This window comes from Polyangium sorediatum, assembly GCF_029946465.1.
GTDB lineage: Bacteria > Myxococcota_A > Polyangia > Polyangiales > Polyangiaceae > Polyangium > Polyangium fumosum.
The window spans coordinates 159583-182381 of the sequence record NZ_JARZHI010000014.1; the positions used below are offsets into that span (position 1 = coordinate 159583).

22 protein-coding genes are annotated in these 22799 nt (G+C 69.8%); 11 read left to right on the plus strand and 11 right to left on the minus strand.

Annotation, left to right across the window (positions count from 1 at the left end):
* Positions 1-106: 106 nt before the first annotated feature.
* Together QHF89_RS18335 and QHF89_RS18340 are read right to left on the minus strand one after the other, a co-directional pair.
* On the minus strand, positions 107-625 hold the full coding sequence (locus QHF89_RS18335) for a tellurite resistance TerB family protein (RefSeq protein WP_136972657.1): 519 nt from the start codon (positions 623-625) through the stop codon (positions 107-109).
* 406 nt (positions 626-1031) lie between these two features.
* Positions 1032-1841, minus strand: coding sequence for a tRNA(His) guanylyltransferase Thg1 family protein (locus QHF89_RS18340; protein WP_136972656.1), 810 nt, complete (start codon positions 1839-1841; stop codon positions 1032-1034).
* Positions 1842-2257: 416 nt separating this feature from the next.
* Between QHF89_RS18340 and QHF89_RS18345 the strand changes: the two genes are divergently transcribed.
* Positions 2258-2536, plus strand: a complete 279-nt coding sequence (locus QHF89_RS18345) for a hypothetical protein (protein WP_136972655.1) — start codon at positions 2258-2260, stop codon at positions 2534-2536.
* A 2-nt stretch (positions 2537-2538) separates the two neighbouring features.
* Here the strand turns inward: QHF89_RS18345 and QHF89_RS18350 are convergent, their stop codons facing one another.
* Positions 2539-4356, minus strand: a complete 1818-nt coding sequence (locus QHF89_RS18350) for a hypothetical protein (RefSeq protein ID WP_136972654.1) — start codon at positions 4354-4356, stop codon at positions 2539-2541.
* A 211-nt stretch (positions 4357-4567) separates the two neighbouring features.
* Here QHF89_RS18350 and QHF89_RS18355 point away from each other — a divergent pair, with 211 nt between their 5' ends.
* Positions 4568-5254 (plus strand): hypothetical protein, encoded by a 687-nt coding sequence (locus QHF89_RS18355; protein ID WP_136972653.1) that lies wholly within the window; start codon positions 4568-4570, stop codon positions 5252-5254.
* A 6-nt stretch (positions 5255-5260) separates the two neighbouring features.
* On the opposite strand, the gene QHF89_RS18360 is transcribed toward QHF89_RS18355, so the two are convergent.
* The 4 genes from QHF89_RS18360 to QHF89_RS18375 form a co-directional block, all read right to left on the minus strand.
* Positions 5261-5752, minus strand: coding sequence for an ATP-binding protein (locus QHF89_RS18360; RefSeq protein WP_136936441.1), 492 nt, complete (start codon positions 5750-5752; stop codon positions 5261-5263).
* Between the two features lie 17 nt (positions 5753-5769).
* Positions 5770-6678, minus strand: a complete 909-nt coding sequence (locus QHF89_RS18365; RefSeq protein ID WP_136972652.1) for a hypothetical protein — start codon at positions 6676-6678, stop codon at positions 5770-5772.
* A gap of 4 nt (positions 6679-6682) precedes the next feature.
* Positions 6683-7543 (minus strand): hypothetical protein, encoded by an 861-nt coding sequence (locus tag QHF89_RS18370; protein WP_136972651.1) that lies wholly within the window; start codon positions 7541-7543, stop codon positions 6683-6685.
* 224 nt (positions 7544-7767) lie between these two features.
* Positions 7768-7911, minus strand: coding sequence for a hypothetical protein (locus tag QHF89_RS18375; protein WP_284720649.1), 144 nt, complete (start codon positions 7909-7911; stop codon positions 7768-7770).
* 75 nt (positions 7912-7986) lie between these two features.
* On the opposite strand from QHF89_RS18375, the gene QHF89_RS18380 reads away from it, so the two are divergent.
* The 4 genes from QHF89_RS18380 (at position 7987) to QHF89_RS18395 (ending at position 11871) form a co-directional block, all read left to right on the plus strand.
* Positions 7987-8580: an SMI1/KNR4 family protein gene (locus QHF89_RS18380; protein WP_284720650.1), complete on the plus strand. Its 594-nt coding sequence runs from the start codon at positions 7987-7989 to the stop codon at positions 8578-8580.
* A 59-nt stretch (positions 8581-8639) separates the two neighbouring features.
* Entirely contained in the window at positions 8640-9833 is a 1194-nt protein-coding gene (locus QHF89_RS18385) for a glutathionylspermidine synthase family protein (RefSeq protein WP_284720651.1), read from the plus strand.
* Positions 9830-10630 carry a hypothetical protein gene (locus tag QHF89_RS18390; protein WP_136972648.1) on the plus strand — a complete coding sequence of 267 codons (801 nt, stop codon included), beginning with the start codon at positions 9830-9832 and terminating at the stop codon, positions 10628-10630. Before QHF89_RS18385 ends, QHF89_RS18390 begins: the two co-directional genes overlap by 4 nt.
* A gap of 200 nt (positions 10631-10830) precedes the next feature.
* Complete coding sequence (locus QHF89_RS18395; RefSeq protein WP_136972647.1) at positions 10831-11871, plus strand: STAS domain-containing protein; 1041 nt, start codon at positions 10831-10833, stop codon at positions 11869-11871.
* Positions 11872-12431: 560 nt separating this feature from the next.
* Here the strand turns inward: QHF89_RS18395 and QHF89_RS18400 are convergent.
* Positions 12432-12818, minus strand: a complete 387-nt coding sequence (locus tag QHF89_RS18400) for an MmcQ/YjbR family DNA-binding protein (protein WP_136972646.1) — start codon at positions 12816-12818, stop codon at positions 12432-12434.
* A gap of 107 nt (positions 12819-12925) precedes the next feature.
* Here QHF89_RS18400 and QHF89_RS18405 point away from each other — a divergent pair, with 107 nt between their 5' ends.
* Entirely contained in the window at positions 12926-13366 is a 441-nt protein-coding gene (locus QHF89_RS18405) for a DUF2267 domain-containing protein (protein WP_136972645.1), read from the plus strand.
* Positions 13367-13686: 320 nt separating this feature from the next.
* Here QHF89_RS18405 and QHF89_RS18410 read toward each other — a convergent pair whose 3' ends face one another.
* From QHF89_RS18410 to QHF89_RS18420, 3 genes are all read right to left on the minus strand, one after another.
* Positions 13687-15114: a hypothetical protein gene (locus QHF89_RS18410; protein ID WP_136973418.1), complete on the minus strand. Its 1428-nt coding sequence runs from the start codon at positions 15112-15114 to the stop codon at positions 13687-13689.
* 216 nt (positions 15115-15330) lie between these two features.
* Entirely contained in the window at positions 15331-17235 is a 1905-nt protein-coding gene (locus tag QHF89_RS18415) for a carboxypeptidase regulatory-like domain-containing protein (protein WP_136972705.1), read from the minus strand.
* 30 nt (positions 17236-17265) lie between these two features.
* Positions 17266-18231, minus strand: a complete 966-nt coding sequence (locus tag QHF89_RS18420) for a D-2-hydroxyacid dehydrogenase family protein (RefSeq protein ID WP_284720652.1) — start codon at positions 18229-18231, stop codon at positions 17266-17268.
* Between the two features lie 176 nt (positions 18232-18407).
* On the opposite strand from QHF89_RS18420, the gene QHF89_RS18425 reads away from it, so the two are divergent.
* From QHF89_RS18425 to QHF89_RS18440, 4 genes are all read left to right on the plus strand, one after another.
* Positions 18408-19373: a hypothetical protein gene (locus QHF89_RS18425; protein ID WP_136972706.1), complete on the plus strand. Its 966-nt coding sequence runs from the start codon at positions 18408-18410 to the stop codon at positions 19371-19373.
* Between the two features lie 58 nt (positions 19374-19431).
* On the plus strand, positions 19432-20007 hold the full coding sequence (locus QHF89_RS18430; protein WP_136972707.1) for an RNA polymerase sigma factor: 576 nt from the start codon (positions 19432-19434) through the stop codon (positions 20005-20007).
* A complete protein-coding gene (gene bamD, locus QHF89_RS18435) occupies positions 20004-20870 on the plus strand; it encodes an outer membrane protein assembly factor BamD (RefSeq protein ID WP_136972708.1) in 867 nt (288 codons plus the stop codon). Before QHF89_RS18430 ends, bamD begins: the two co-directional genes overlap by 4 nt.
* 112 nt (positions 20871-20982) lie before the next feature.
* Positions 20983-22791, plus strand: coding sequence for a hypothetical protein (locus QHF89_RS18440; protein ID WP_136972709.1), 1809 nt, complete (start codon positions 20983-20985; stop codon positions 22789-22791).
* Positions 22792-22799 lie beyond the last annotated feature (8 nt).

Sequence of the window (22799 nt, forward strand, 5' to 3'; positions counted from 1 at the left end):
TCGGGTCCAGGGGCGAAGAGCCCCTGGTCGGGACCGGGGTAAAACCCCGGCGAGACGCGGTGAACCCCCCTCTCCGCGTCACGCCGGGGTTTTCACGCCGGGGTTTTCACGCCGGGTCCGACGAGGCGGCGTCCGCGCGCAGCGTCGGAGGTGTCCCCGCCGGATACACGAGCTTCACCCGTCGCTCCCACAGCCGGGCTTCTTCGAGGGCGATTTCTTCGATTTGGCGGATCAAATCCTCGGCAATTCCGAGCTTCGATCCCATCTTGCGCACCGTGGCCCTCTCCCGGTCGTTGTATTCTCCATCGGCGCTGCAGGCTCGAATCGCGTCGTAAATGAGGACGCGCCGGGAAGCATCCGCCTGAGGGCTCATGGCGAGCAGCTTCTCGATATCCTCGTCGGCCTTGTAGGTCTTGAGCTCCTCCAGCAACGAGTCCAGCGCGCCCACGGCAGACCCATGGCCGAGCACCCACTCTCTTTCTGCGGGCGTCAGGTTGCCGTCTCCGTTGGCACAAGTGAGGATCGCCTTCAGGTAGCCCTCGAACGCTTCGAGCGTCGGCAATCGATCCACGTTGCACTTCTGCTTGAGCGACCACAAAAAGCCCAGCTCTCGATTCGTCGTCATATTCACCTCGGGGTTATCGTCGTTGGATGCGATGACTCTGTGCCGCTGTTCGGGGCGATGCCCATCTCGTCACGAGACGCGGCGCCCTCCGGAGCCAGCATTCCTGCCGCTCCGGGCCACCCTTCCGGGCCGTCGCACGCGCGCCGTCGAATTGCGCGTGGCCTCCGCGGTGCGCCGTGCGCTCCCACGCGCGCCGTGCACTTCCATGGGAATATAAAATCGCTTGCTCGGACCGTCGTAACGTTACGTCGCCTTTGACGCTTGGCAGTACAGCAGCAGGCTGCGTACTTAGCTCCCAGCGCGCAGAAAATCCAGATTTATATCGGCCTTCTTTAGGAAGGCACGACCATCACCTTGGCCATGGGCGCCTGCGGGGCGCCCATCACGAAAATACGCTTCGGCGTCGTCACGCGTCGGAACGCTCCTCGCCCCCCGGGACCGGCTTCGGCGGCGGCGTCGCCTCCTCGATCCGCTGACGAACGAACGTGGTGTACGCCATCCCCAGCGGCAACTCGAACTCCACATGGAGCCTACGCCGCGTCGTGACGACGGCGCTTCCATCCCGCCCATCCCTGCCGACGTGCTCGACATCGCGGTAATGCAGGCCCACGCCGCGTTTTTGCCAGGCCGGCAGATCGTTGAACTGGATCCCGTGCTGGAACAATAGCTCGTTCCGATCCGCCACCGACTGCCCTTCGAGCTGCCGCGTGGCCGCGCGATCCGTGAGCCCCTGGGATCGGAGGAGCCAGTAACAATGCCCGCCGAGCGCATTCCGATGGGCGTCCTCGTGCCGCCAGCGGAAATAATCAATCACGTCCTTCTCGGTGGGGAGCTGCGAGATCCGGGCGTCGAAGGCCGCGTGATCGTCGAGGAGACGGGCGAACTTGGCGCTCGCCTCCCCGGCCAGGATCGACTCGTACTTGCGCAGCTTGCGACCGAACACGTCCGTGTCGCGGCGAAACAGGAGCGAGATCTCGTCGCTCTGTGTGTAGCCATAGACCACGGGAAATCCGCAGTCCATGAGGTGCTTCGTCGTCTCCACCATCATGTCGCGGACGCGGACGTCGAATGGCGCCTCGAACGGCTTGCGCTCGCGCACGAGCTTGGTGAAGCCACGCCCGTCGAGCCGCGCGACCATGTAGATCCCCGGCAGGACGTGGTGATCGTGCGCCGTCTCGAAGACCCGCATCTTCGTTTCGAGATCATCGAACTTCATGGCGCGGCCAGGGTAGCCTGTGTGGGTCTCGTCCTGGGGCCATTTCGCTGGGGCTTTGCCCCAGGCCCCAGCAGGGGCTGTCCGCCCCTGCACCTGGACCAGCCAGGGGCTGGACCCAAGCTCGATGAACTGCGCGGCGCGCAGCTCATCGAACAGGCCCGGTCAAGACCATCAGCGACGTTGCCCACCGAGACAGCCGCGCTGCGGGTTCTGCTGGCAACCTGGGTTCTTCGTCGGCCCGTTTGAAAAACTGCGCGGGGCGCAGTTTTTCAACCCTCGGTCCAGGCTGTGCCTGGTCCGGGGTCGAGGGGGCGGACAGCCCCCCGTGGGGTCCGGGGCAGCGCCCCGGCGCGACGGCCCCAGAAGAGACCCATGCTCCGTTGACGGCGCGTCGTTGCTCGCCTCTACTCGCCAGGATGAAACGCAAGAAAGCACCGCGGCTCGCGGCGGCGTTCGTGGTCACGATCTCCGCGGGGTGTGGCGGCGCGACGCAGGAGCCCGCCAAGCCGGATCCGCAGACCTCCGGGCCGGAGAACCAGGATTGGGTACCGAATCTCGGGAGCGTGCAGGAAGGCTTCCGGCGGAATGAAGACGGGACGTGCACCATCACGCATGCCGCGAATCCGCCGTGGGTCGAGCCCGTGGATTGCGAGACGCAAAAGCCGCTGAAGAAGCCCGAGGAGCCGTCGCCTTAGACTCAGGGGAGATCGATGCCGAGCTTCTCCTCGAGGAAGGCGGAGAGCGCGGCTTGATCGGGCTCCGAGAGCGATGAGAACGTCGCGGTGTGGTTGCCGTTCGTCACGGTGAAGCGGACGTTGCCGCTCCCCGCGTCCGGGGTGACGGCGCCGGCAACCCACGGGTCGTGGTCCGAGTAGACGAAGGCGATGCCGTCTCCGAGGCGCGCGAACTCTGCGAGCGAGCTGTTCTCGGCGGCGTCGAACTCCGGCGCGGTCACGCCTTCGGGCACGAGCCCGCGCTCCATGTCGACGAGGTCTTCGGGGATGAGGCCCTCTGCGACGAGCGCGGCGCGCGGCAGGGCGGGCCAGCCGCTGCTCCGCTGCACCTCGTAGAAGTAGGCGCCGAAGAACGACAGGTACCCGTCGGACATCGGGTAGGTGCCGAAGATGCTGGTGACGCTGAAGAACGCCGTCGTCAGTTCCTCTGCCGTCGCCGTCGCCGGATCGGGCAGCGCGGTGCAGTCGTCGGGGGTGCCGAAGTATTGCCAGAACAGCCACGGGTAGGAGAGCGCGGCGGCCTCGAAGGCGCGCGCGGGCTCGACGCGGGTGAAGGTGTCGCCGAGATCGGCGGCGGCCAAGGCGTGCACCGCGGGCTCCACGGCCGTGCGCTGGGCGCCGAGCGCGGCGTGCTGGATGGCTTCGAGGCGGTCCTGGCAGGTGGCGTCGACGGTGTCGAAGAACGAGAGGAAGCGCGTGTCGTCGGGCACCATGAACGGGGCGCCGAAGGCGACGGTGGCGTCGACGTCGTTCGGGTAATGCTGGCGGAAGCTCACCATGTCGACGCCGCCGTTGCTGAAGCCCGAGCCGATCCATGCGCTCTTGTACAGGTCGTGCAGGCGCACCACGACGTCGTGGGCGTCGTCGGCGACCTGCTTGCGCGAGAAGTGGGCGTAGTCGTCGCCGTTGCCGTTGTGGAAGCGCTTGTCCAAGACGAGCTGGTTTCCGCCGAGGAGCGTCGTCAGCTCATCCTGATCGAACCCGAGGTAATTGCTGTACCCCGTGGAGATCAGGTTCATGGGCCGGTCGAAGCCGCGGTGGATGAGCGTGAGGTATTGCTCGTGCGTGCCCGACGTCGCGTCCTGGTGATCGTTTTGCTGCAGGAGCGTGAGGTCGTAGAGCTCGGCGCCGTCGTCGGTCTTGCCGGCCGGGGTGACGAGGAAGCCGGCCGCCTCGAGCGTCGCGGTCACGCTGATGCACGACTGTGCTTTGCCGTCGACGCCGAAGCAGGCGTCGCAGGCGGGGTTGTCGACGCCGGTGCCCGGGTCGGCCGAGCCGGCGCCGTCGCAGTCCGGATCGGGCGCGCCGCAGCCGCAGTCGCAGCCGTCGGAGCCGTTCCAGCGCAGGGCGTTGCACGTCCACTCCGGCGGCGGCGGCACGGGGGTCTCGCCGCTGTAGCAGGCGAAGCCACCGAGGGAGAGCTGGGCGACGTCGGCCGCGATCTCGGCCGCGCACACCGGCGGATCGGCCACCTGGGTGGCGGTGTTGAACGTCTCGCAGTCCTCGACCTTCGCCAGGCAACCATACATGGCGAGGTCGGCTTCGATGAGGGCATCACAGACCTCGTGTTTCACGCCGAGCGCGGCTTTGATGCCGGCCATGCCTTCGGCCTCGCAGGCTTGCTGCTCCAGGCCCTGGCAGATCACGAGGCGCTCGCACAGCGCGGAAAGCTCCGCGGGGACTTCGCTTTTGACTTCGCCCTCTCCTTTGACGTCGCCGCCGGAGCAGGCGGTGGCGAGGGGGAGAAGAAGCAGCGGTACCAGCCCTAGAATCGATTTCATGTGCATGTGTCCTTCGGAAGACAAGAGTTCCACCACGCGCACGGCTCACACCATGGCGAACGTTGGTGTCTGAATACGGCGAACCGTACCCACGCGCGCGTCCTGCGCGAGTAGCGTTCCCGCGCTTGGGACTCGCAAATCTGCGAAGGCTCCGACGCGCCGGGATGTACCTGTCGCCCAGGCCCTCGCCTGCGGTAGGCTCTCCCGCGCCATGCACCCTCTGCCGCTTCGTGTCCGGCTCGTCGGCGGGCTCCTCTGCGCCGTGGCGCTCGCGCTCACCGTGCACTGGGTCGCGACCGGAACGGGTCCCTACGCGTTCTTCCTCGCGGCCGAGCTTGGCGAGGATCCTGCCACGCATCCGCTCGCCGCGGCCGGCCTCACGTTCATCGTGACCGAGGTCCCGGCGCTCGCCGCGACGCTCGCCCTCGGCGTGTTCGCCCTGCGCCGCGAGGGGCGTGATCCGCGCGAGATCACCGACGCTGCGCGCGCGCAGATCCGCGGCGCCATCGACGGCGAAGGCACGGACCCCGAGAGCATGCGCGCGGCCAGGAATTTCGGCATTGCCGCCGGCGGAGGCGTGGCCGGCGCTGCGATTCGCGCGGGCTGGTTCGAGATGTGGTTCGGGGATCCCGGCGCGCTCGCCCCGGCCGTCATCGTGGCTGCTCTGTTCGGGCTCGTCGCGGGGCTCCTGCAGGGCCGGACGGCGCTCGCGCGCCTCGGCTTTTGCGTGGCGCTCGTGACGGTTGCGCTCGGCTCGCTCCCGGCGGTCGCGTGGTACCTCGAACGCAGGCCCGAACCCTTCACGTTCGAGTTTTTGCTGCCGATCTGCGTGGGAGGTCTGCCAGGCACGCTCCTCTTCTGGGGCATGACGGTCTGGCTCCGGCGTGCACGCCGCTGAGCCGAATCAGCGATACGCCTCCACGATCCACGTCCCGTCCACCCCGCGCACGAAATGGAGCTCGTCGAACCCCTCCTCGCGCGAGGGAAGCTCCATCCTCGATCGCATTCCGAGCACCGCCGCGTCCGGCACGCGCTCGTGCGGCGGGCGCTTCGCGTTGCGATCGAGACAGAGGTCCTTGCGGCTCTCGAAGAAATACCCGTGCACCCCAAAGCCCGCTTCATGCGCGGCCTCGATGTACCTCGCTCGTTCCGCGCGCGAGACGTTCGTCTTGTCGACGACGAAGCTCGTCCCGCCTTGCAGGCACGCCTCGACGAGCAGCCGCTCCCGGGCCGCCGTGCGCAGCATGTCGCCGTTGATGCGGATGTGCGTGTCGACGAACCGCGCGCGGAAATAGGTCGACTTTCCCGCCGCGGGCAGCCCGATGAAGAGCACACACACAGGCACGCGCTCGCCCCATCGCTTGCGTCGTTCGATCCGCTCGGCCTCGTTCCGCATGCGTGAGTCTGGCACCGTCAGGGCGCGATGACGACCTTCGTCGCGGCCGTCGCGGCGTCCCCGGTCGGGTCCGTCAGGGTGAAGGTCACGTCGAGCGGTTGGCCGCGGACAGCGTCGACCGCGATGCCCCGGTCCACCTGGAAACGAATCCCGTACAGCTCGCAATGGTCGCCCGCTTTGCGGAGCGTGACCTGCGAGGAGAACGGAGACAGCTTGAAGTCGAGGTCCGGGTAAAACCCGTTTACCTTGAGCGTCGATCCCATCTGGCGCAGCCCCGTCACCTGGAGCGCGAGCCACACGTGGTGGCCGCCTTGGGGGCCCGGCTCGATGTCCACCACCTCGCCCTCCGCGAGCGAGGCGAATGCCATTTGCCCTTTGCCGACCACGAGGGCCGGAGCCCCCGACGACGCCGTCTTGCACGCGTCCTCGGCCGATTCGATCCACGTCGGGTCGTAGGCTGGGAGGGACGACGGGTCGAGGAAGGGATCAACACACGCGCCGCTCACGCACGTCGCATTCGCCGCGCACGACACGGAGGCGCACGCCGCCTCCAGGGAGACGGGCAGGAGCAACGATCGCCCGTCCCTTGCGCGCGTCGCGGCCGTTCGCGTCACGAGGGGAACGTGCTCGCCGATGCGGAGCGCCGCGAGGGACAGCTCGATCGTGGCGCCGTCCTCGGCGGCCTGCGTTGGAAGCTCCATCGGCAGGCGCAGATTGCCCGCGCCATACGAGACGAGCTCGCTCTGCGTGACGACGCCGTTGACCTTCAGCGTCCGCTCGAGCTCATAAAAGTCGAATCCCACGGCCATATCGGTCGTGAGGCCGACCACCACATCCGTGCTCGTATCCTCATTGTCATGGCTGCAACCAGCGAGGACGAGCCCGAGCCACACGACACACGAAAGGGAGGTCGGCCGTACGATCATGGGATCACCGCTCCACGCGCGAATCGCGCTTGCGCCGACGTGCGAGCCAGCCGGCCGTGGCCGCGGCGAAGAGGGCGAAGGGCCCGACGACGGCGGCCCTGTCGCCCGGGCTGTAGGAGCAGATGCCCGCGGCGAGGTTGCCATTGATGCCGTCGGGTCCGATGGTCACGCTCCCCTCGGCCTTCACCTCGATGCCCTGCGCGGCGAGCGCCTTCAGGCAGTTCGGGACCTGCGAGCCGGCGATGATGTACTTGCCGTCGCAGAAGAGCGCGCCGTCGCCGGTGCACGAGGCCTCGCAGTTCGCGCGGAACTCCTGCTCGCACTCCTCGAACTCGACGTCCTGGCACGAGTACTGGCAGTCCATGTTCGCGTCGGCCGAGCACGAGCCGCCGCAGCACTCCACGCAATGCTGATAACAGCCGCCGTCCACCGTCACGCACTTGGCGTCGCATTCGTTGTCGCAGTTCGCGTCCCAGGTCGCGGCGCACTGGGCCGGGTCGGGCTTGGACGCGCAGTCCATGTCGCGCCTCGTCGTGCATTCCTCGAAGCAGTTGTGGGAGCAGATGACGTTGACGCCGTTGTCGCAGTCCGACTTGCACTGCACCGTGCAGTTGTCCGTGCAGGTCGGCATCGCCGAGAGCGTGCATTGGTCGCCGCAGACCTGCGTGAGCTTCGTCGCGCACGCCGTCTTGTAGATGCCGAACTCGCTGCAGCCCGCCGTGCACTGGGCTGTGACGCGCACCTCGCAGTTCGAGAGCCCCTGGAACCGGATGTTGCCGCACTCTTCGACACCGGCGCTCGCCGGGAGCGCCGTCGTGAGCCCAATGGCGAGGCCCAAGAGCCCGAGAATACCGCTTTTACGCATGAGAGTCTCCTTTGCCGAGGAAGGCAAGCCGAGCAGCCTAAGCAAAGCGCCTGCCACGGGGAAGGTTTCTCTTCGCGCGCGGCGCTCCGGCGCCACGCCTCCCTCCCAGCCCGCGTCGCTCGTTCGTTGTGTGAACGACGCCCGGTGTGGTTCACGTGAACGCGCGGCGACAGCCCGCCGCACGTGGGCAATGGGCTTACCAGCCAAAGCCATGGCGGGGCGCGTCAATACGTCGTTTCGTCGCAGCGCACGTCCTCGTCGAGGCCCTCGTAGGGGACGTCCAAATATTCAACGGAATCGACATCACGCCCTTCGAGCACGTAGGCGTGCTCCGTCGGCATGAAGGTGGGCTCGACGCTGCCGCGCAAGATGGACCCACGGCCCGCCCAAACCAAGCCCCGATGCACTTGTCACTGCCGCGGAGTTGTCGTACGACGCCGCCGATGACTGCTCCCCAAAATTCTGACCGTCCCCAGCGTGCCGCGGCGGCGACGCGGCGGATCTCGGCCTGGCTGCAAAAGAACGTCGACGCCGACGCGCTTGACCCGCCGGCTGAGGAGGCCTCCGTGCAGGCCCTCGCGAATGCCCTCGGCAAGCCGCTCCCGCCCGAGCTCGTGGCGATGTGGCAGGTGCATGACGGCCTGCGGATATTCGAGTATGAGGGCCTCGGCCCGGCCGCGTCGAAGAAGACCCGCGACGGGCTCGAATCCCTGCGCAAGAAGGGGACGTTCGACGATCACGAGGTCTTCGAGCAGAGCACCCCGCGCGTACAACCAGTGAAGTGGCACGAGGCCTGGATTCCCATCGCCAAGGACAGCTGCGGCAATCTCTACTGCATCGACCTCGCGCCCGGCCCCGCGGGCCTCGTCGGACAGGTCATCAAGTGGGAGGTCGCGGGCGGGCCCTTCACGACCGGCAGCGCCGACCTCGTCACGGTGCTCGAAAGGTACGCGGACGCGCTCGAAAGCGGCGACTTCACGTATCTCGTCGATTCGGGCATCTACGACGGCCCTTACCTCGATCTCCTCGGCGATTGATGCGGCGCGCGGCGCAGGCCGAAGACCCTCCGCGTTGCGTTCCCCTCCGTGCCGGCCCCGTGCTCGAACGCGCGGCCTTTCACGAGCTCCGTCGCACGATGGAGCTCTCTTGCTTCAAATGGGACGTGCAGGTCGGCGACACCACGGCCCTCGCGCCCTTCCCGCTGCTCCTCGACGCGGCCACGTGGGCCCACCTCGCCGACCTCGCCGAGCGCCTGACACATGAAACCCTGGCGGCCGAGCGGGAGATCCTCCACCGTCCCGCGCTCCAGCGTCGGATCTCCCTTCCCCGCGCGCTCCAGCGCCTCTTCCGCCCTGGCGCGCCCCCGACGCCGGCCGCGGCGCGGGTGATGCGGTTCGATTTTCATTTCACCACGGAGGGATGGCGCGTCTCCGAGGTCAACAGCGACGTGCCGGGCGGCTACACCGAGGCGACCCATTTGCCCGCCCTCATGGCGGGCTTTTTCCCGGGTACACGCGCGGCCGGTGATCCCACGAAGCACCTCGTCGATGCGCTCCTCGGCGCGGCGCAAGACCTGGGATCCCTCGCGCTCCTTTCGGCGCCCGGGTTCATGGAGGACCACCAGGTGATAGCCCACCTCGCGCGAGAGCTCCGCGATCGCGGGGCCGCGGCTGTTTGTGCTTCGCCGGATCACATTCGATTCCACGACGGGCGGGCGCACCTCGTATCGACGCAGCAGGGCGGGCCCCTCGGGGCCATCGTGCGGTTTTACCAGGCGGAGTGGTTCCCTCGCCTGCCGAGCGCCGTGGATTGGGCGCCGCTCTTCGTCGGCGGGCGGACGCCCGTGTGCAATCCGGGAATCGCGGCGCTCAGCGAGAGCAAGCGGCTCCCGCTCGTCTGGGACGAGCTCGGCGCGCGCCTCGATACATGGCGGCGCCTGCTCCCCGAGACCCGGGATCCCCGGGACGCGCCCTGGGCGCGCGACGACGGATGGATCCTCAAATCGGCTTACTGCAACACGGGCGACACGGTATCCATGCGCCCGCACATGACGCCGCTGCAATGGGCCACCCTCGCGCTCCGCGTCTCCCTCGCGCCGTCCGGCTGGGTGGCGCAACGCCGGTTCGTGACGGTCCCGCTCGAAACGCCGATCGGCCCGAGGCTGCCGTGCATCGGCGTCTACACCGTCGACGGCCGCGCCGCGGGCGTGTATGGCCGTGTCACGGAAAAACCCTTTATCGACGGCGCGGCGACCGACGCCGCCGTGCTCATCACGGAGACCGACGCATGAAACGCGAGGACGTGCACCACCTGTGGGCGCCCCGGGACGCGACCTTCAGCCCGTGGGTCAAGCCTGTCCTTTTCGCGCACCTCGGCGAGGAGGTCGCGCCGAAGCCGCCGCCGGCGCCGCCCCCGTGGGTCGAGGAGCGAATCGTCGCGCCGCTCCACGCGCACGTGCAGGCCACGCCGGCCGGAGAGCACCCTTACCGCAGCGCGCCGCGCGGGCTGGACACGGCCTTGATCTTGGACCTGCCGGGCGCCGCGGGGGTGCGTGTCGGCGCGGCGCTCGGCCGGCACGGGTTCCGGCCCGTGCCCTTGTACAATGCCATTCCCGCGCCGGAGGGCGTCATCGATCACGCGGAGGTGATGGAGGCGCTGGTGGACGCGGCCGAAAGCCTCGCTGGGATTTCGCCGGACGCGCCGCCAGCCTTCCTGCTCGACCAGCGGCGAATGGGGACAGGCTTGCTCCTCAAAGCGGGCCGATTCGACAATCGCTCGGTCGTCTTCGCGGGTGATTTCCCCTCGGCGAAGACACTCTCGCGCGCGGGCGTCCGCCGCGCCGCGCTGGTGCAGCGCGAATCGGCTCGGCCGGCCGGAGACCTCCTGCCGATCCTCGTGTCGTGGCAGGAGCACGGGATCGAGATCCTGCACGTGCGCACCGACGTGAACGGCCCGGCCGAAGTGCTCCGGGTGGCGCGACCTGCGCTCTTCGAAGCGATCGGCGCGTGGTTCGATCGAATGGGGCTTCATCGTCGGCGCGACGGCACGTTCGGCGGCGTGATTCCCGAGAGCCCGAGCGGCGGCTAGAACATGGGCTGCTTGTCGATTGTGACACGTGGGTGAACCCGTCCCCACGCTCAGCGCAGGATGCTGCCACACGTGATAAGTCCAGAATCCGCGCGGGCTCGGACCTGACACGTGTGGCAGGTGCGAAAAGTGCACGGATTGCGTTCTCGGACACGCGGGGGCGAGTTGATTCACGGGGACGGTTGGGGCAACTTGGCACGATGACCGACGTCCAAGCAGCGGCTTACGCGGCCGCAGTCGCGAAATTGCTCCATGCCCACGGTCCTGCACCGCGCGAGCGGCTGCTCGCTGGATGCTTGGCGTTCGGACTTTCGGAGGAGCAAGCAAACGCGATCGTGGATCGTGGGCTCGCGCTTTCGTTGTACGTCGTCGATCCCGCGACCGGTCACCTGCGCGCACCCCAGTTGTTGCGCCGCGAGCCCACCGCCTTCCTCGGCGACGGGATCATCGATGCGCGAAAGGATCCAGACGTCGCGCGGCGCCTGGCCATCCTGCGCGTGCTCCTGTCGACGGCGCCGGTGGCCATGTGGGCCGTCGATCAGGCAGGCTACATCATCTATTACGAAGGCAAAGCACTCGAAGGGCTGGGGCTCCAGGACGGGCAGTTCGTCGGGCAGAGCTTCCACGAGGTCTTCGGCGAGCACGCATGCGCGCCCTACGTCGCGCGCGCGTTCAACGGCGAGATCGTGGAGGTCTCCTGGGAATACGGAGGCATCATCTGGCAGAACTGGTGCTTTCCGCTGAAAAACGCAGCCGGCGAGGTCGAGCTCGTCTCGCTCGTGTCGATGGACGTCACCGAGGCCCGGCACGCCGAGCAGGAGCTGCGCGAGAGGCTGACGACGATCGAACGTCAGCAGCGCGTGATCAGCGAGCTGTCGACGCCCATCATCGAGGTCTGGGACAAGGTGCTGGCGCTGCCGCTGCTCGGCGTGGTCGATTCGACACGCGCAGCCATGGTGATGACGAACCTGCTCGGCGAGGTGGTGAACAAAGCTTCGCAGTTCGTGCTCCTGGATCTGACGGGCGTCGAGGCCGTGGATACGGCGACGGCCGGCTACATGCTGGACCTGCTCCGCGCCGTGCGGCTGCTCGGCGCAGAGGGCATCATCACGGGCATCCGCCCCAGCGTCGCGCAGACGATGGTGATGCTCGGCGTGGACCTCGGCGGCATCGTGACGCACGCAACCCTGCGTCAAGGCCTCCAGCATTGCCTGCGCGGGCTCCGGCAGGGAAAAGCGTAGCGCCCCGCGCGACCACGTCGTCGTATTCTGACGCGACGTCCTCAGCATTCCAAGCGCCACGCCTCCGTACCACCCAGCGACGGGGCCGTAGGTCATCGGCTACACCCTCGTCACCCTCCCCCGATTCGCGCGTCCGTCGACCGGACGAGCTCGCCTCCTCTCCGCCTCCCCTCCGCCTCCCGCCGACCCTCCCGCCTCCTCTCCCACGCCACGCCCTCGTGTCTCCGGAGACTCGGCCCCGCCTCGTCCACCCCTCGCCTCCATCCCCCCGCGCACGCGTCCCCGTCGCCTTCTTGCTCGGCCTCTGCGCTCGAAGACACGACCTCCTCCCACCCGCGCGTAGCCATGATGCCGCGCGACAGGACAGCCCTAGGCCCCTCGCATGCGGGGAGGTGTCTTTCCATCTTCGATCCCAAGCATCCCAAGCCGAACGACCAGGTCTTCGACCTCTCGGACCTCACGCGCGTCGACCTCACGTCCGACCCCATCCGCCGTCGGAGCAAGCTGCGCGACGGGTATCGCGTGGCTGTCGAGAGGGTCGTCACCGCCTCGCCCCTCGCTCAGCCGGCCTTCACCTTCGCCTTTGCCTTCGTGGCCGCCGTCGGCTTCGCCGGTGCGTCGAATGCTTTGAGCAAAGCTTTGGGCGCCTTGAGGCGCCACGCCCGCTCGAGCCGCAGCCGACACTCGGCCACCGTGAGCTTCGGGAGCCGCGCCAGCACGGCCGCATAACCGCGGTAATGGTCGGTGATGAAATAGATGTCGGGACGATTCTCGATCAAAAATGCCTGTTCGTCGACGCTCTCCGTGAGGAACACGATCACATCCCCCTCCTCGCGCAGCCGACAAAATCCTTTGCCGCGGACCTTCATGGCAGGCGTCCGGAACCAGATGTCCTCCACGACCTCGGGCAGCTCGCGCGCGAGCTTGCTGACTTGCTCCCACTTCATGCGGCCATGATACACCGATCGAAGCGGCTCAGCGCTCGGGTCCGCGACGCCGGGCACCCCATTTGCCCTTTTGCCGCCCCGACGTGCAGCGAGAAGGGAGGAGCCACATGGCAAACCAGGGAGCTCAGGGCGGCGCGCGGATCGATCCCGTGTCGCGGCGCATCGTCGAGCACATCGAGCAGGTCGGCGGGCTGCCGCAAAAGGTCCGCACGCCCGAGGCCGCCGCGGCCGTGCTCTGCGTCCTTTCGCGCAGGCTGAGCAAGGGCCAGGCGCAAGACTTCGCGCGCTCCCTGCCCGAGGCCCTGCAAACCCTCGTGCATCCGTGCGCGGCCCACCGCGGGCTCGCGAGTGACGTGTTCGATCGCGGGGAGTTCTTGCGCCTGCTCGCCGAGCACCTGAAGATCGAGCCGGGCGAGGCCGAGCGGGTCGCGCGCGCGGTGTTGCAAGGCGTGCACGCCTTGTTGCCCCAGGTGGAAATCGAGCACCTGCGCAGCCAGCTCCCCTCGGAGTTATGGGAGTTATGGGGGCCCCGCCGCGTCGCCGCCTGAAGCGCGGAGCTGGGGCTTTGCCCCAGGCCCCAGGAGGGGCTGTCCGCCCCCTCCACCCCGGACCAGCCAGGGGCTGGACCCAAGCTCGATGAACTGCGCGATGCGCAGTTCATCGAACAGGCCCGGTCAAGACCAGCAGCGGCGTTGCCTACCGAGACAGCCGCGTGGTTGGTTCGGCTGGCCCCCCGGCTTCTTCGTCGGCCTGTTTGAAAAACTGCGCACCGCGCAGTTTTTCAACCCTGGGTCCAGCGCCTCGCTGGTCCGGGGTCGAGGGGGCGGACAGCCCCCCGCGGGGTCCGGGGCAGCGCCCCGGGCTCAGGTCACTCGTGGCGGCGCAGGAAGATCCGCGTCCCCTGCGAATACGGCGAGAACGATTCGTCGAGGTGGACGAGTGGCCCCTCGACGCCGGCGATCACCCGCGCGCCGTCCTTGCTCCGCGCCATTGCCAGGGCGAGATCGTCCGCCGCGGCGCCGAACGTCGTGACGGTGTTCGCCGCGTCGTCCCATTCGAGGTGCACGTCGAAGCCGTCGAGCCCGCCCTTCGAGCCGGCCATGGTCTTTCCGTGCAGGAGGAGCGTGTCCTCGAACCAACCGACGGCCCGGATGCCGCCGTTGTCGTCGGGGGCGACAGCGGCGACCATGGCGGTCGCGTCGCCCGTGATCGAGGCGCCGAGCACGGGCTCGCCCTTCGAATCGATTCGGCCCACGAACGCCGGGCTGTATGTGCCAATGCCGTTGAAGACGAGCGCCCCCTCCCCGCCAAAGACCACGCCGCCGTCGTCCGTCGTCGCCACGCTGCCCCCGAAGCCGGCCAGGATGGACTCTGCGAAGAGCTTGCTCCAAACGACGTCGCCGCTCGGCGAGAACTTTTTCACATACAAACCTTGCGGCTCCCCGGCGGCCTCCGGGAGGCTGAGTTGTGTGTAGACGAGGACGGTGTCGCCGCCTGGCGTCACGTCGAGGCCCGCCGGCGATTCCATGGCGTCGCCGCCAAACTTCTTGGCCCACACGAGGCCCCCCTGTGCGTCGTAGCGGGCGACGAACACATCGGGCTTGTAGTTGATGAAGGCGGGGTCCCACGCCTGGGGCACGCTCGTCAACGTGACGCCGCCGAAATCGAGGTCGCCGACGAACCTGCCCGTGATCACGAAGTTGCCCTCGGCGTCGAACGCGACGCCCTCCACGACACGCGCGAAGCCGCCGCTGTAATCCACGTCGTCCGGCAGGTTTCCAGGGAGGCGGCGGCTCGCGAGATGATTGCCGTCCGCGTCGAGCCGCAGCAAAAACGGGTGGTTCGCGCGGACGTATTGCCCGCCGAGCGAGCCGCCCCCGAGGTCCACGTCCGCGCGCAAGCTGCCGGCGAGCAGGATCGAGCCCTCACCGTCCACCGCGAGCACGTCCTTCCCCTCGAACGTCGCGCCCAGCGGGAGCGCGCGGCTCCAGAGGTGTTTGCCGCCGGCGTCGAGCTTCGCCACGAAGGCAAACGGCGCGTCCGCCGTGCCGACGAGCCCGCCGCCGAAATCGATCGGCCCTTGGGTCGTGCCGGCGAGGATGATGTTGCAAGCGGCGTCGACGGCGACCGAGAGCCCCGTGACGTTCGTTCGTGAGTCCGCCGTGCCGAACGTGAGGTCGAGCGGCTCAGCGCACGCGGCTGTCGGCGCAGGCTGAGGCGCGGGGATTTCGGAGGGGCTCTCCCCGCAGCCGAGGACGAAGAGCGGAGCGGCAAGGAAGATTCGAAGGTTCCTCATGCGCCCATCGTAGCGCACCTGCCGCCTGCAGATGTAGGAGCGTCGTTCCCACGAATGCTAGAGCGCCGAACAGTTCGGCGCTCTGCGAGATCGCGAAGCGAGATCGCCTCGGGGGGTGAATCGACCGGGCTTTGCCCGGGCGAGAGGGGGACGCGAGGCGTCCCCCTCGGGACAAAAGAGCTAGAACATCGAGCGGTTGTCAAACCGCTCGATGTTCTAGCTGCGGACACGCGTACGCCGCACGGCGATATCGGTGGGGTCGCCCGTGCCGCCGCGGCGTACGGAGAGGCGGACGAGGCTGCCCTCGGGGCCGCGGATGCGCTGGACGGCGCCTTCGAAGCCGAGATCGAGGACCGGCGCGCCGTCGATGGCGACAATGGCGTCGCCCGGGCCGAGTCCTGCATTCGCGGCGCCGCCGCCGGGGAGGACTTGGCCAATCACGAGCGCGTCGCCTTTGGCGGACAGGACGGCGCCGATGCCCGTCATCTCCATGCGGGGCTCTTCGCCTTCCTTCAGCTTGGCGAGGGAAATGGTGACGGGGCCGAGTTCACCGCCTTCGGCGACGACGAGGCCGGAGAGGATGCGGCCGTGGTGGCCCGGCGCGGTGGCTGCGATGGAGCGCGCGCCTTCGGCGAGACCGACGAGGGAGAAGCGGCCGGAGGCGTCGGTGGTGACGTCGGCGACGACGGGGACGGGGCCGGCGCCCGCGCCGAGGAGGCCTTCGATGGTGATGCGCGCGCCTTCGATGGGCTGGTTCGTGCCTTCTTCGACGACGGCGCCGTGGACGCGGCCCCCGGCGCGGAGGACGAGGTCGGCGGTGGCTTCGCCGCCGGCGGGGACGGTGACGGTCACGGTCGTCGAGGGGGCGTGGCCGAGGGCGGCGGCGGTGACGGCGTAGGTGCCGGGCAGGAGGTCGCTGATCTCATAGGCGCCGGTCGCGTCGAAGAACGAGATCGAGGCAGAGGACTCGCGCTCCAGGGGGCCGCGGTGGCGCGCGGCGACGACGGAAAAGGAAGCGACGGGGGCGCCGGGGCTCCCGCTGCGGACCGTGCCGCGAATGCGGCCGGCGGCGGCGAGGCGGAGGGTGACGCCCTCGGCGCCGGCGGCGACGCCCTCGGCGCGGGCGATACGCGCGCCTTCGCGGGCCGTGAGCTCGTAGGTGCCCGGGTCGAGCCCCTCCAGGGTGAAGGCGCCGCGCTCGTCGGTGGTGGCCGCGGCGCCGGGGTGGAGGTCGTCGTCGTGCGCCGCTAGATCGCGGCGAAAGCGAGCGCTGACGCCGGCGAAGGAGACCGGCGCGCCGGCCGCGTCGACCACCACGCCGGTGATGGACGCGGCCACGACGGCCTCGCCTTTGGGCCGGAGCCGGAGCGTCACGCGGCCGCCCGCTTGTGCGCGCAGGTCGAGGCGGGCGCGGGCCGGCGCGTGGTCCGGATGCGTCGCTTCGAGCAGGGCGTCGTCGGGCGCGCTGAAGGTGAACACGCCCTTGTCGTCGGCGACGAACCGCCCGCCGGCGCTCGCCTCGCCGCCGGGGGCTTCGAGGATCCGCACCTCGGCTTGGGGGGCGGGCTCGCCGGTGGGCGTGAGGACCACGCCTTGGTAGCGTCGTTCGGACTCCAGGGTGATGGTCAGGCCGCGGACGATCTCGCCGGCGCGGGCGAGGAGCGTGAGGGGGCTCTCGCCCCACGCCGGGGCGAACGGGTGAAACCCCTTGGCGGCGACCAGGGCGAGCGTGTAGACGCCCGGCGCCGGGGGCTCGAAGAGGAAGGCGCCGTCCGCGCCCGAGGTGACGGCGCGGGCGACGCCGTCGTGGTCGAAGGTGAGCGTGGCGCCTTCGATGGGCGCGCCGGTGCGGGCGGCGATCACACGGCCGGAGAAGGCCCCGGCGCGGCGCGTCTCGTCGACGGCGACCTCGCCGCCCGGCAGGCGCAGGGGGCCGGAGCGCTCGGCGGCGACGGCGCGGGGCGCGCGGGCGCGTGGTGCGGGCGTGGGGGTCGTGCTCGAAGCGGGGGACGGCGCAGGCCGCTCGGCGTCGCCGCCGCCGAGGCGCGAGAGCAAGAGCGCGACGAGCGCGATGACGATGACGATCAGGATCGGGCGCACGAGCCGGCTCGGCTGCGACATGCGCCTATCCTACGCGTTTGGCGAGCGGTGTCAGGTGAGGAGTCGGACGGGCGCGCCTCTGTGCCAGGCGAGGATGTCGTCCAGGGCGTCCTGGTAAAACACGGCGAAGTTTTCCCGCGTCACGTACCCGAGGTGCGGCGTCAGGACGACGTGGGGCAAGGCGCAGAGCGGATGGCTCGCCGGCAAGGGTTCTTCCGGGAACACGTCGAGCCCGGCGCCGGCGATGCGGCGGGCTTGCAGCGCGGCGAGCAGCGCGTCCATGTCCACGAGGCCCGCGCGCGAGGTGTTGACGAAAAACGCCGAGGGTTTCATGGCGGAGAGCTCGTCGGCGCCGACGATCCCGCGCGTCCGCTCGCCGAGCACGAGGTGCAAGCTGACGACGTCCGAGGTCGCGAAGAGCTCGGCCTTGTCCACGCGCCTCGCCCCGGCGGCCGCGGCGCGCGTGTCGTCGAGGTTCTGGCTGAAGGCCACGACCTCCATCCCGAACGCGAGCCCCACACGCGCGACCTGGGTGCCGAGTTTTCCGAGCCCCACGAGGCCGAGGCGCTTGCCGGCGATCCCCTCGGTCAGCCCCGTCTGCCAGGTCCCCGCGCGGAGGGCCCGGTCCTCTGCCGGAATGCGCTTCACGAGCGCCAGGATCAGGCCCCAGGTGAGCTCGGCCGTCGGCGTGCCGACCCCGCCCGTGCCCGAGACGGGGATCTCACGCGCGCGGCAGGCCGCGAGGTCGATCGCCGCGTTGCGACCGCCCGTCGTCACCAGAAGGCGCAGGTTCGGGAGCGCTTCGATCAGCGCGGCCGGGAACGGCGTGCGCTCCCGCATGAGGACGACGACGTCGAAGGGGCGCAGCGCGGCGAGGAGCGCGTCCCGATCGGGGATGGGTCGGTCGAACACGACGAGCTCGCTGCCGGGCGGCAAGCGGCTCCAGTCGGCGAGCTTCTCCGCCACGCGCAGGTAGTCGTCGAGGATGGCGATCTTCAGCGGTGCCCTCGCGGTCATGGCGCGCAGGGTAGGCTCCCTTTGCCTCCGCGCACAGCCCCGGCCCGGATTCTTGCGCGCGGGCTGACCCGTCGCGGATTTCGTCTACCATGGCGCCCGCCTTGGGCCCGCCCACGTCCCCCTCGCGTCGCTGCTCGCCTTCCCTGCCCCTGGCGTTCGCCTTCCTCGCAACGCTCGTGGCTGTCTCTCGCGCCTCCGCGGCTTCGTTGCCACGCCTCGTGGTCGACCGTACGCCCGAAGCGGCGGATTGCCCCGACGCGGCCGCCCTCGCCGCGGCCGTCGAGCACCAGATGCAGCGCCCCGCGCTCGACCCGGCAGGCGAAGACGCGTCGGCCCCGGTCTACGAGGTGCGGGTGCTCCGCTCGGACGACGGCTACGTCGCGACGCTCGAGGCCGGCGACCTCACGAGGCAGCTCTCCGACCCGGGCTCCACCTGCGCCGAGCTGGCCGACGCGCTTGCGCTGACCCTGGCCATCCTGCTCGACAGCGATCCGGCGGCGGCGGCGCCGCCACCGCCGCCACCGCCACCGCCACCGCCACCGCCACCGCCACCGCCGCCACCACCGCCGCCGCCACCGCCACCGCCGCCGCGTCCTGCCCCCTGGGACGTCTCTTTGGATCTCGGCGTCGCCACGACGGCTGGATTCCTCACCCCTGCCTCTCCGGCCGTCAGCGGCGAGGTCGCTCTCCGCCTCCGCGTCGCCTCCTTCGGCCTCGGCGTCCTCGGCCTCCCCGGGACCACCCTCGACGTCGCGCCCGGCCAGGTCCACCTCTGGCTCGTCGTGGCCACCGCGCGGGGCTGCGGCGCCGTCCTGGGCCCGCGGGGCGGCGTGCGCCTCTCCCTGTGCGCCCAGTCCTTCGTCGGCGCCGTCCATGGCGAAGGCCGCGGCTTCGAGGTCAACCGCGAGGGCACCCGCCCGTGGATCGCCCTCGGCGGCACCGGGCTCGTCGAAGGTCCCATCGTCGGCCGCCTCGGCTGGTCCGTCCGCCTCGGCGTGGCCGTCCCGCTCCTCTCCCAGGCGTTTACGGTGGATGTGCCCACCGGCGCGGGCGCCTCCGCCCCGACGACCCCCGTCACCGTCTTCCGGCCAGCGCGCGTGGGCGGGTTTCTCGGCGCCGGGCTCCGCTTTGCGATTCCGTGATGGCAAACGGCCCCTGCCTCCACCCAGCCAGGGCCATGACCGCGGACGCGCTCCCTTCATGAACTTCCGGCAGCTCTACGACGAGCATTTTCCGTTCGTCTGGCGCTCCCTCCGCCGCCTCGGGATCCGGGAGAGCGACCTGCCCGACGCCGTGCAGGACGTGTTTCTCGTGGTCCATCGGCGGCTGCCGGAGTTCGAGGGACGATCGAAGGTGAGCACCTGGATCTTCGGCATCTGCTTCCGTGTGGCCGGCGATCGGCGCAAGGCGGCCCGCGTCGCCGCCCGGCGCGACGGCGGCGATGCGCCCTTGCTCGACGCGCCCGACGAGCGCGCCGACGTCGCCGCGGAGGCCGAGCGCCGGCAAGGGCTGGCGCAACTCGAAGCGCTGCTCGACGAGATGCCGCTCGATCAACGCGCGGTGTTCACGCTCTTCGAGCTCGAAGGGATGACGGGCGAGGACATCGCGCAGACGCTCGATCTGCCGCTCGGCACCGTGTACTCGCGCCTGCGGCTCGCCCGCGAGGCGTTCCGGCGCGGAGCCGCGCGCACCCAGGCGCGGGACCGGTTTTACGTGACCACCCCCCCGACGATCCCGGCCAGCGCCCTCACGAGCCAGGCAGGAGGGAAGCGATGAGCGACCCCAAGCGATGGATGGAGGAAGGCGCGGACGCCGCGCCCCACGAGCGCGCGCTGCTTCGCGCCGGGCTCGACATGAAGCCGCCGGCCGGCGCCGAGGACGCGATCTGGGCTGCGCTGAGCGCCCAGATCGGTCCGGGCGGAGGGGGCGGAGACGGCGGCGGAGGCGACGGCGGTTCTGTTGGTGGCACGGGCGCGCCTATGGGCGCACCGGCCCCGGCGGCGACGGCGAGCGCGTCGACGGCGAGCGCGACGGGGGTGGTCGGCGCCACGAAAGCGATCGTCGTCGGCCTCCTGGGCACGACGATCGTCGCGGGCGCCCTCGCCGTGATCGTCCCGGCGAAGGAGCCGCCGCCGGCCGCGCCGAGGGCGAATCCGACGGCGGAAGCCGCGATCGAGGCGCCCCGCGCGCCGGAGCTGGACGTGCCGCCGGCCTCGTCCACGCCGACGCCGGCCCCCGTCGCCGTGGACGAGGCGCCGAAGAGCCCCGCGCCGCGCCGCGTGTCGAGCGCCCTCCCCGCGGCGAGCGTGTCCCCGAAAGCGCCCCCGGCCCCTTCGGCGAGCGTCGAGCCGGAGGCCACGCGCGCCGAGCGGGCCAGCCGCCTCCGCGAGGAGCGCACGGCGCTCGGCGATGCACGCGCGGCGCTCCGCTCCGGCGACACGGCCGGCGCCTTCCAGAAGCTCGAAGCCATGGGCGATCGTTTCCCGAGCGGCACCCTCGCGCAGGAGCGCGAGGCGCTGGCCATCGAGGCCCTCGCCCGCGCCGGCCAGAGCGCCGCCGCCTCGGAGCGCGCCGCCGCGTTCCTCCGCGCCCACCCGACGAGCCCCCACGCCACGAAGATTCGCGGCTTTCTCCGATAAAAACACGAGGCGCGTCTTTTTTGAAATGGCGCCCGGCGCCACGCGCCACCCACCTCGCAACGAACCTGGTGCCGGCCGGTGTCCGGCGGCGCCGCGTGCAAAGGAGAATGCAATGAGCCAGCGATCCTCGATGGCGTGGGTTTCGTGTGTCCTCGGCCTCGGCGCGACGGTCGTCGCGTGCCAAGGCGTCATCAACGTGGGCGGCGGCGATGGCAGCGGCGGCAGCGGCGGCAGCGGCGGCAGCGCGCCGCTCCTCAAAGCGGACAAACTCGACATCCTGCTCGTCGTGGACAACTCGCGGTCGATGGCCGACAAGCAGGAGATCCTCTCGCGCGCGACGCAGGACCTCGTGCAATCGCTGGCGAACCCGCCCTGCGTCGACGAGAACGGCGTCATCGGAACGACGCCGTCGAGCCCGCTCGATCCCTGCCCTGCGGGCCTCGCGCGCCGGCACGTGCCCGTCACCGACATCCACGTCGGCGTGATCAGCTCGAGCCTCGGCGGCCACGGCTCCGACGCTTGCCCGGATGTCGAGACCAGCGACGCGACGTGCGCCCCGAGCCCCAATGTGACGAACAACGACAAGGGCCACCTGCTCGAGCGCATCGATCAATGCGGGGGCGCGGTTGTGCCGACCTATGAGGACAAAGGGTTCCTCGCCTGGGATCCCACGGGCGCGCTCTCGCCGCCGGGGACGAGTGATCCGAACGATCTCGCGAAAAACCTCTCCGATCTGATCCTCGGCGCCGGGCAGATCGGCTGCGGATACGAGTCGCAGCTCGAGAGCTGGTATCGGTTCCTCGTCGACCCCGAGCCTTCCCAGACGATCAGCATCGTCGATGGGCATGCCACGCCCCAGGGCATCGACGTGGCGTTGCTTGCGCAGCGCCGCGATTTCCTCCGGCCCGATTCGATGCTCGTGATCCTGACGCTCACCGACGAGAACGACTGCTCCATCCAGGAGAGGAGCCAGTACTACCTCGCCGCGCAGCACCAGATGGCGGGCGGGACCCTGCTGCGTCTGCCGCGGCCGCGCAGCGAATGCGCGACCGACCCGAACGACGTATGCTGCAAGTCGTGCGGCCAGGAGCTCGGCGGCTGCCCCCCCGATCCGACCTGCTCCGATCCCTCGGGGCAGATCGCCTTGCTGAGCCAGGTGGACGACCAGCCCAACCTGCGTTGCTTCGACCAGAAGCGCCGCTTCGGGATCGATTTCCTTTACCCGGTGGATCGATACATCAACGCCCTGACCCAGCCCACGGTCACGACGCGCGCGGGGGATGTCGTCCCGAATCCCCTCTTCTCCGACCTCGATCCGAGCGACGGAATCACGAACGTCCGCGATCCGGGGCTCGTCTTCGTGGCCGGCATCGTCGGCGTGCCCTGGCAGGACCTCGCGCGGGATCCGTCGAACCCCGCGGCCGGCTACAAGAACGCGGCGGAGCTCGCGCAGAGCGGGACCTGGGACGCCCTCCTGGGGGATCCCGCGACGAACACGGCGCCGACGAACCCGTACATGATCGAGTCCGTCGAGAAGCGCGCGGGGGTCGCGGCTGGCAACGCCATCAACGGGGGTGATCGCACCATCCAGGACAAGGACGACCTGCAATACGCCTGCACCTTCCCCCTGCCCACGCCACGCGATTGCAGCGATCCGTCACTGACCGCGTGTGATTGCAGCGAACCGAACAACGACAACCCCCTCTGCGCGCCGAACCCGAACAACGGCGGCGCGCGCACGATGCAAGTCGCGGCCAAGGCCTACCCGAGCCCCCGCACGATGCGTGTCATCGAGGGCGTGGGCAACCAAGGCGTGCTCACCTCGATCTGCCCGACCCAGATCACGGATCCGACCTCGCCGGATTACGCGTATCGGCCGGTCGTCCAGGCGCTCGTCGAGCGAATGGCCAGCCGGCTCTGAGGGGGATT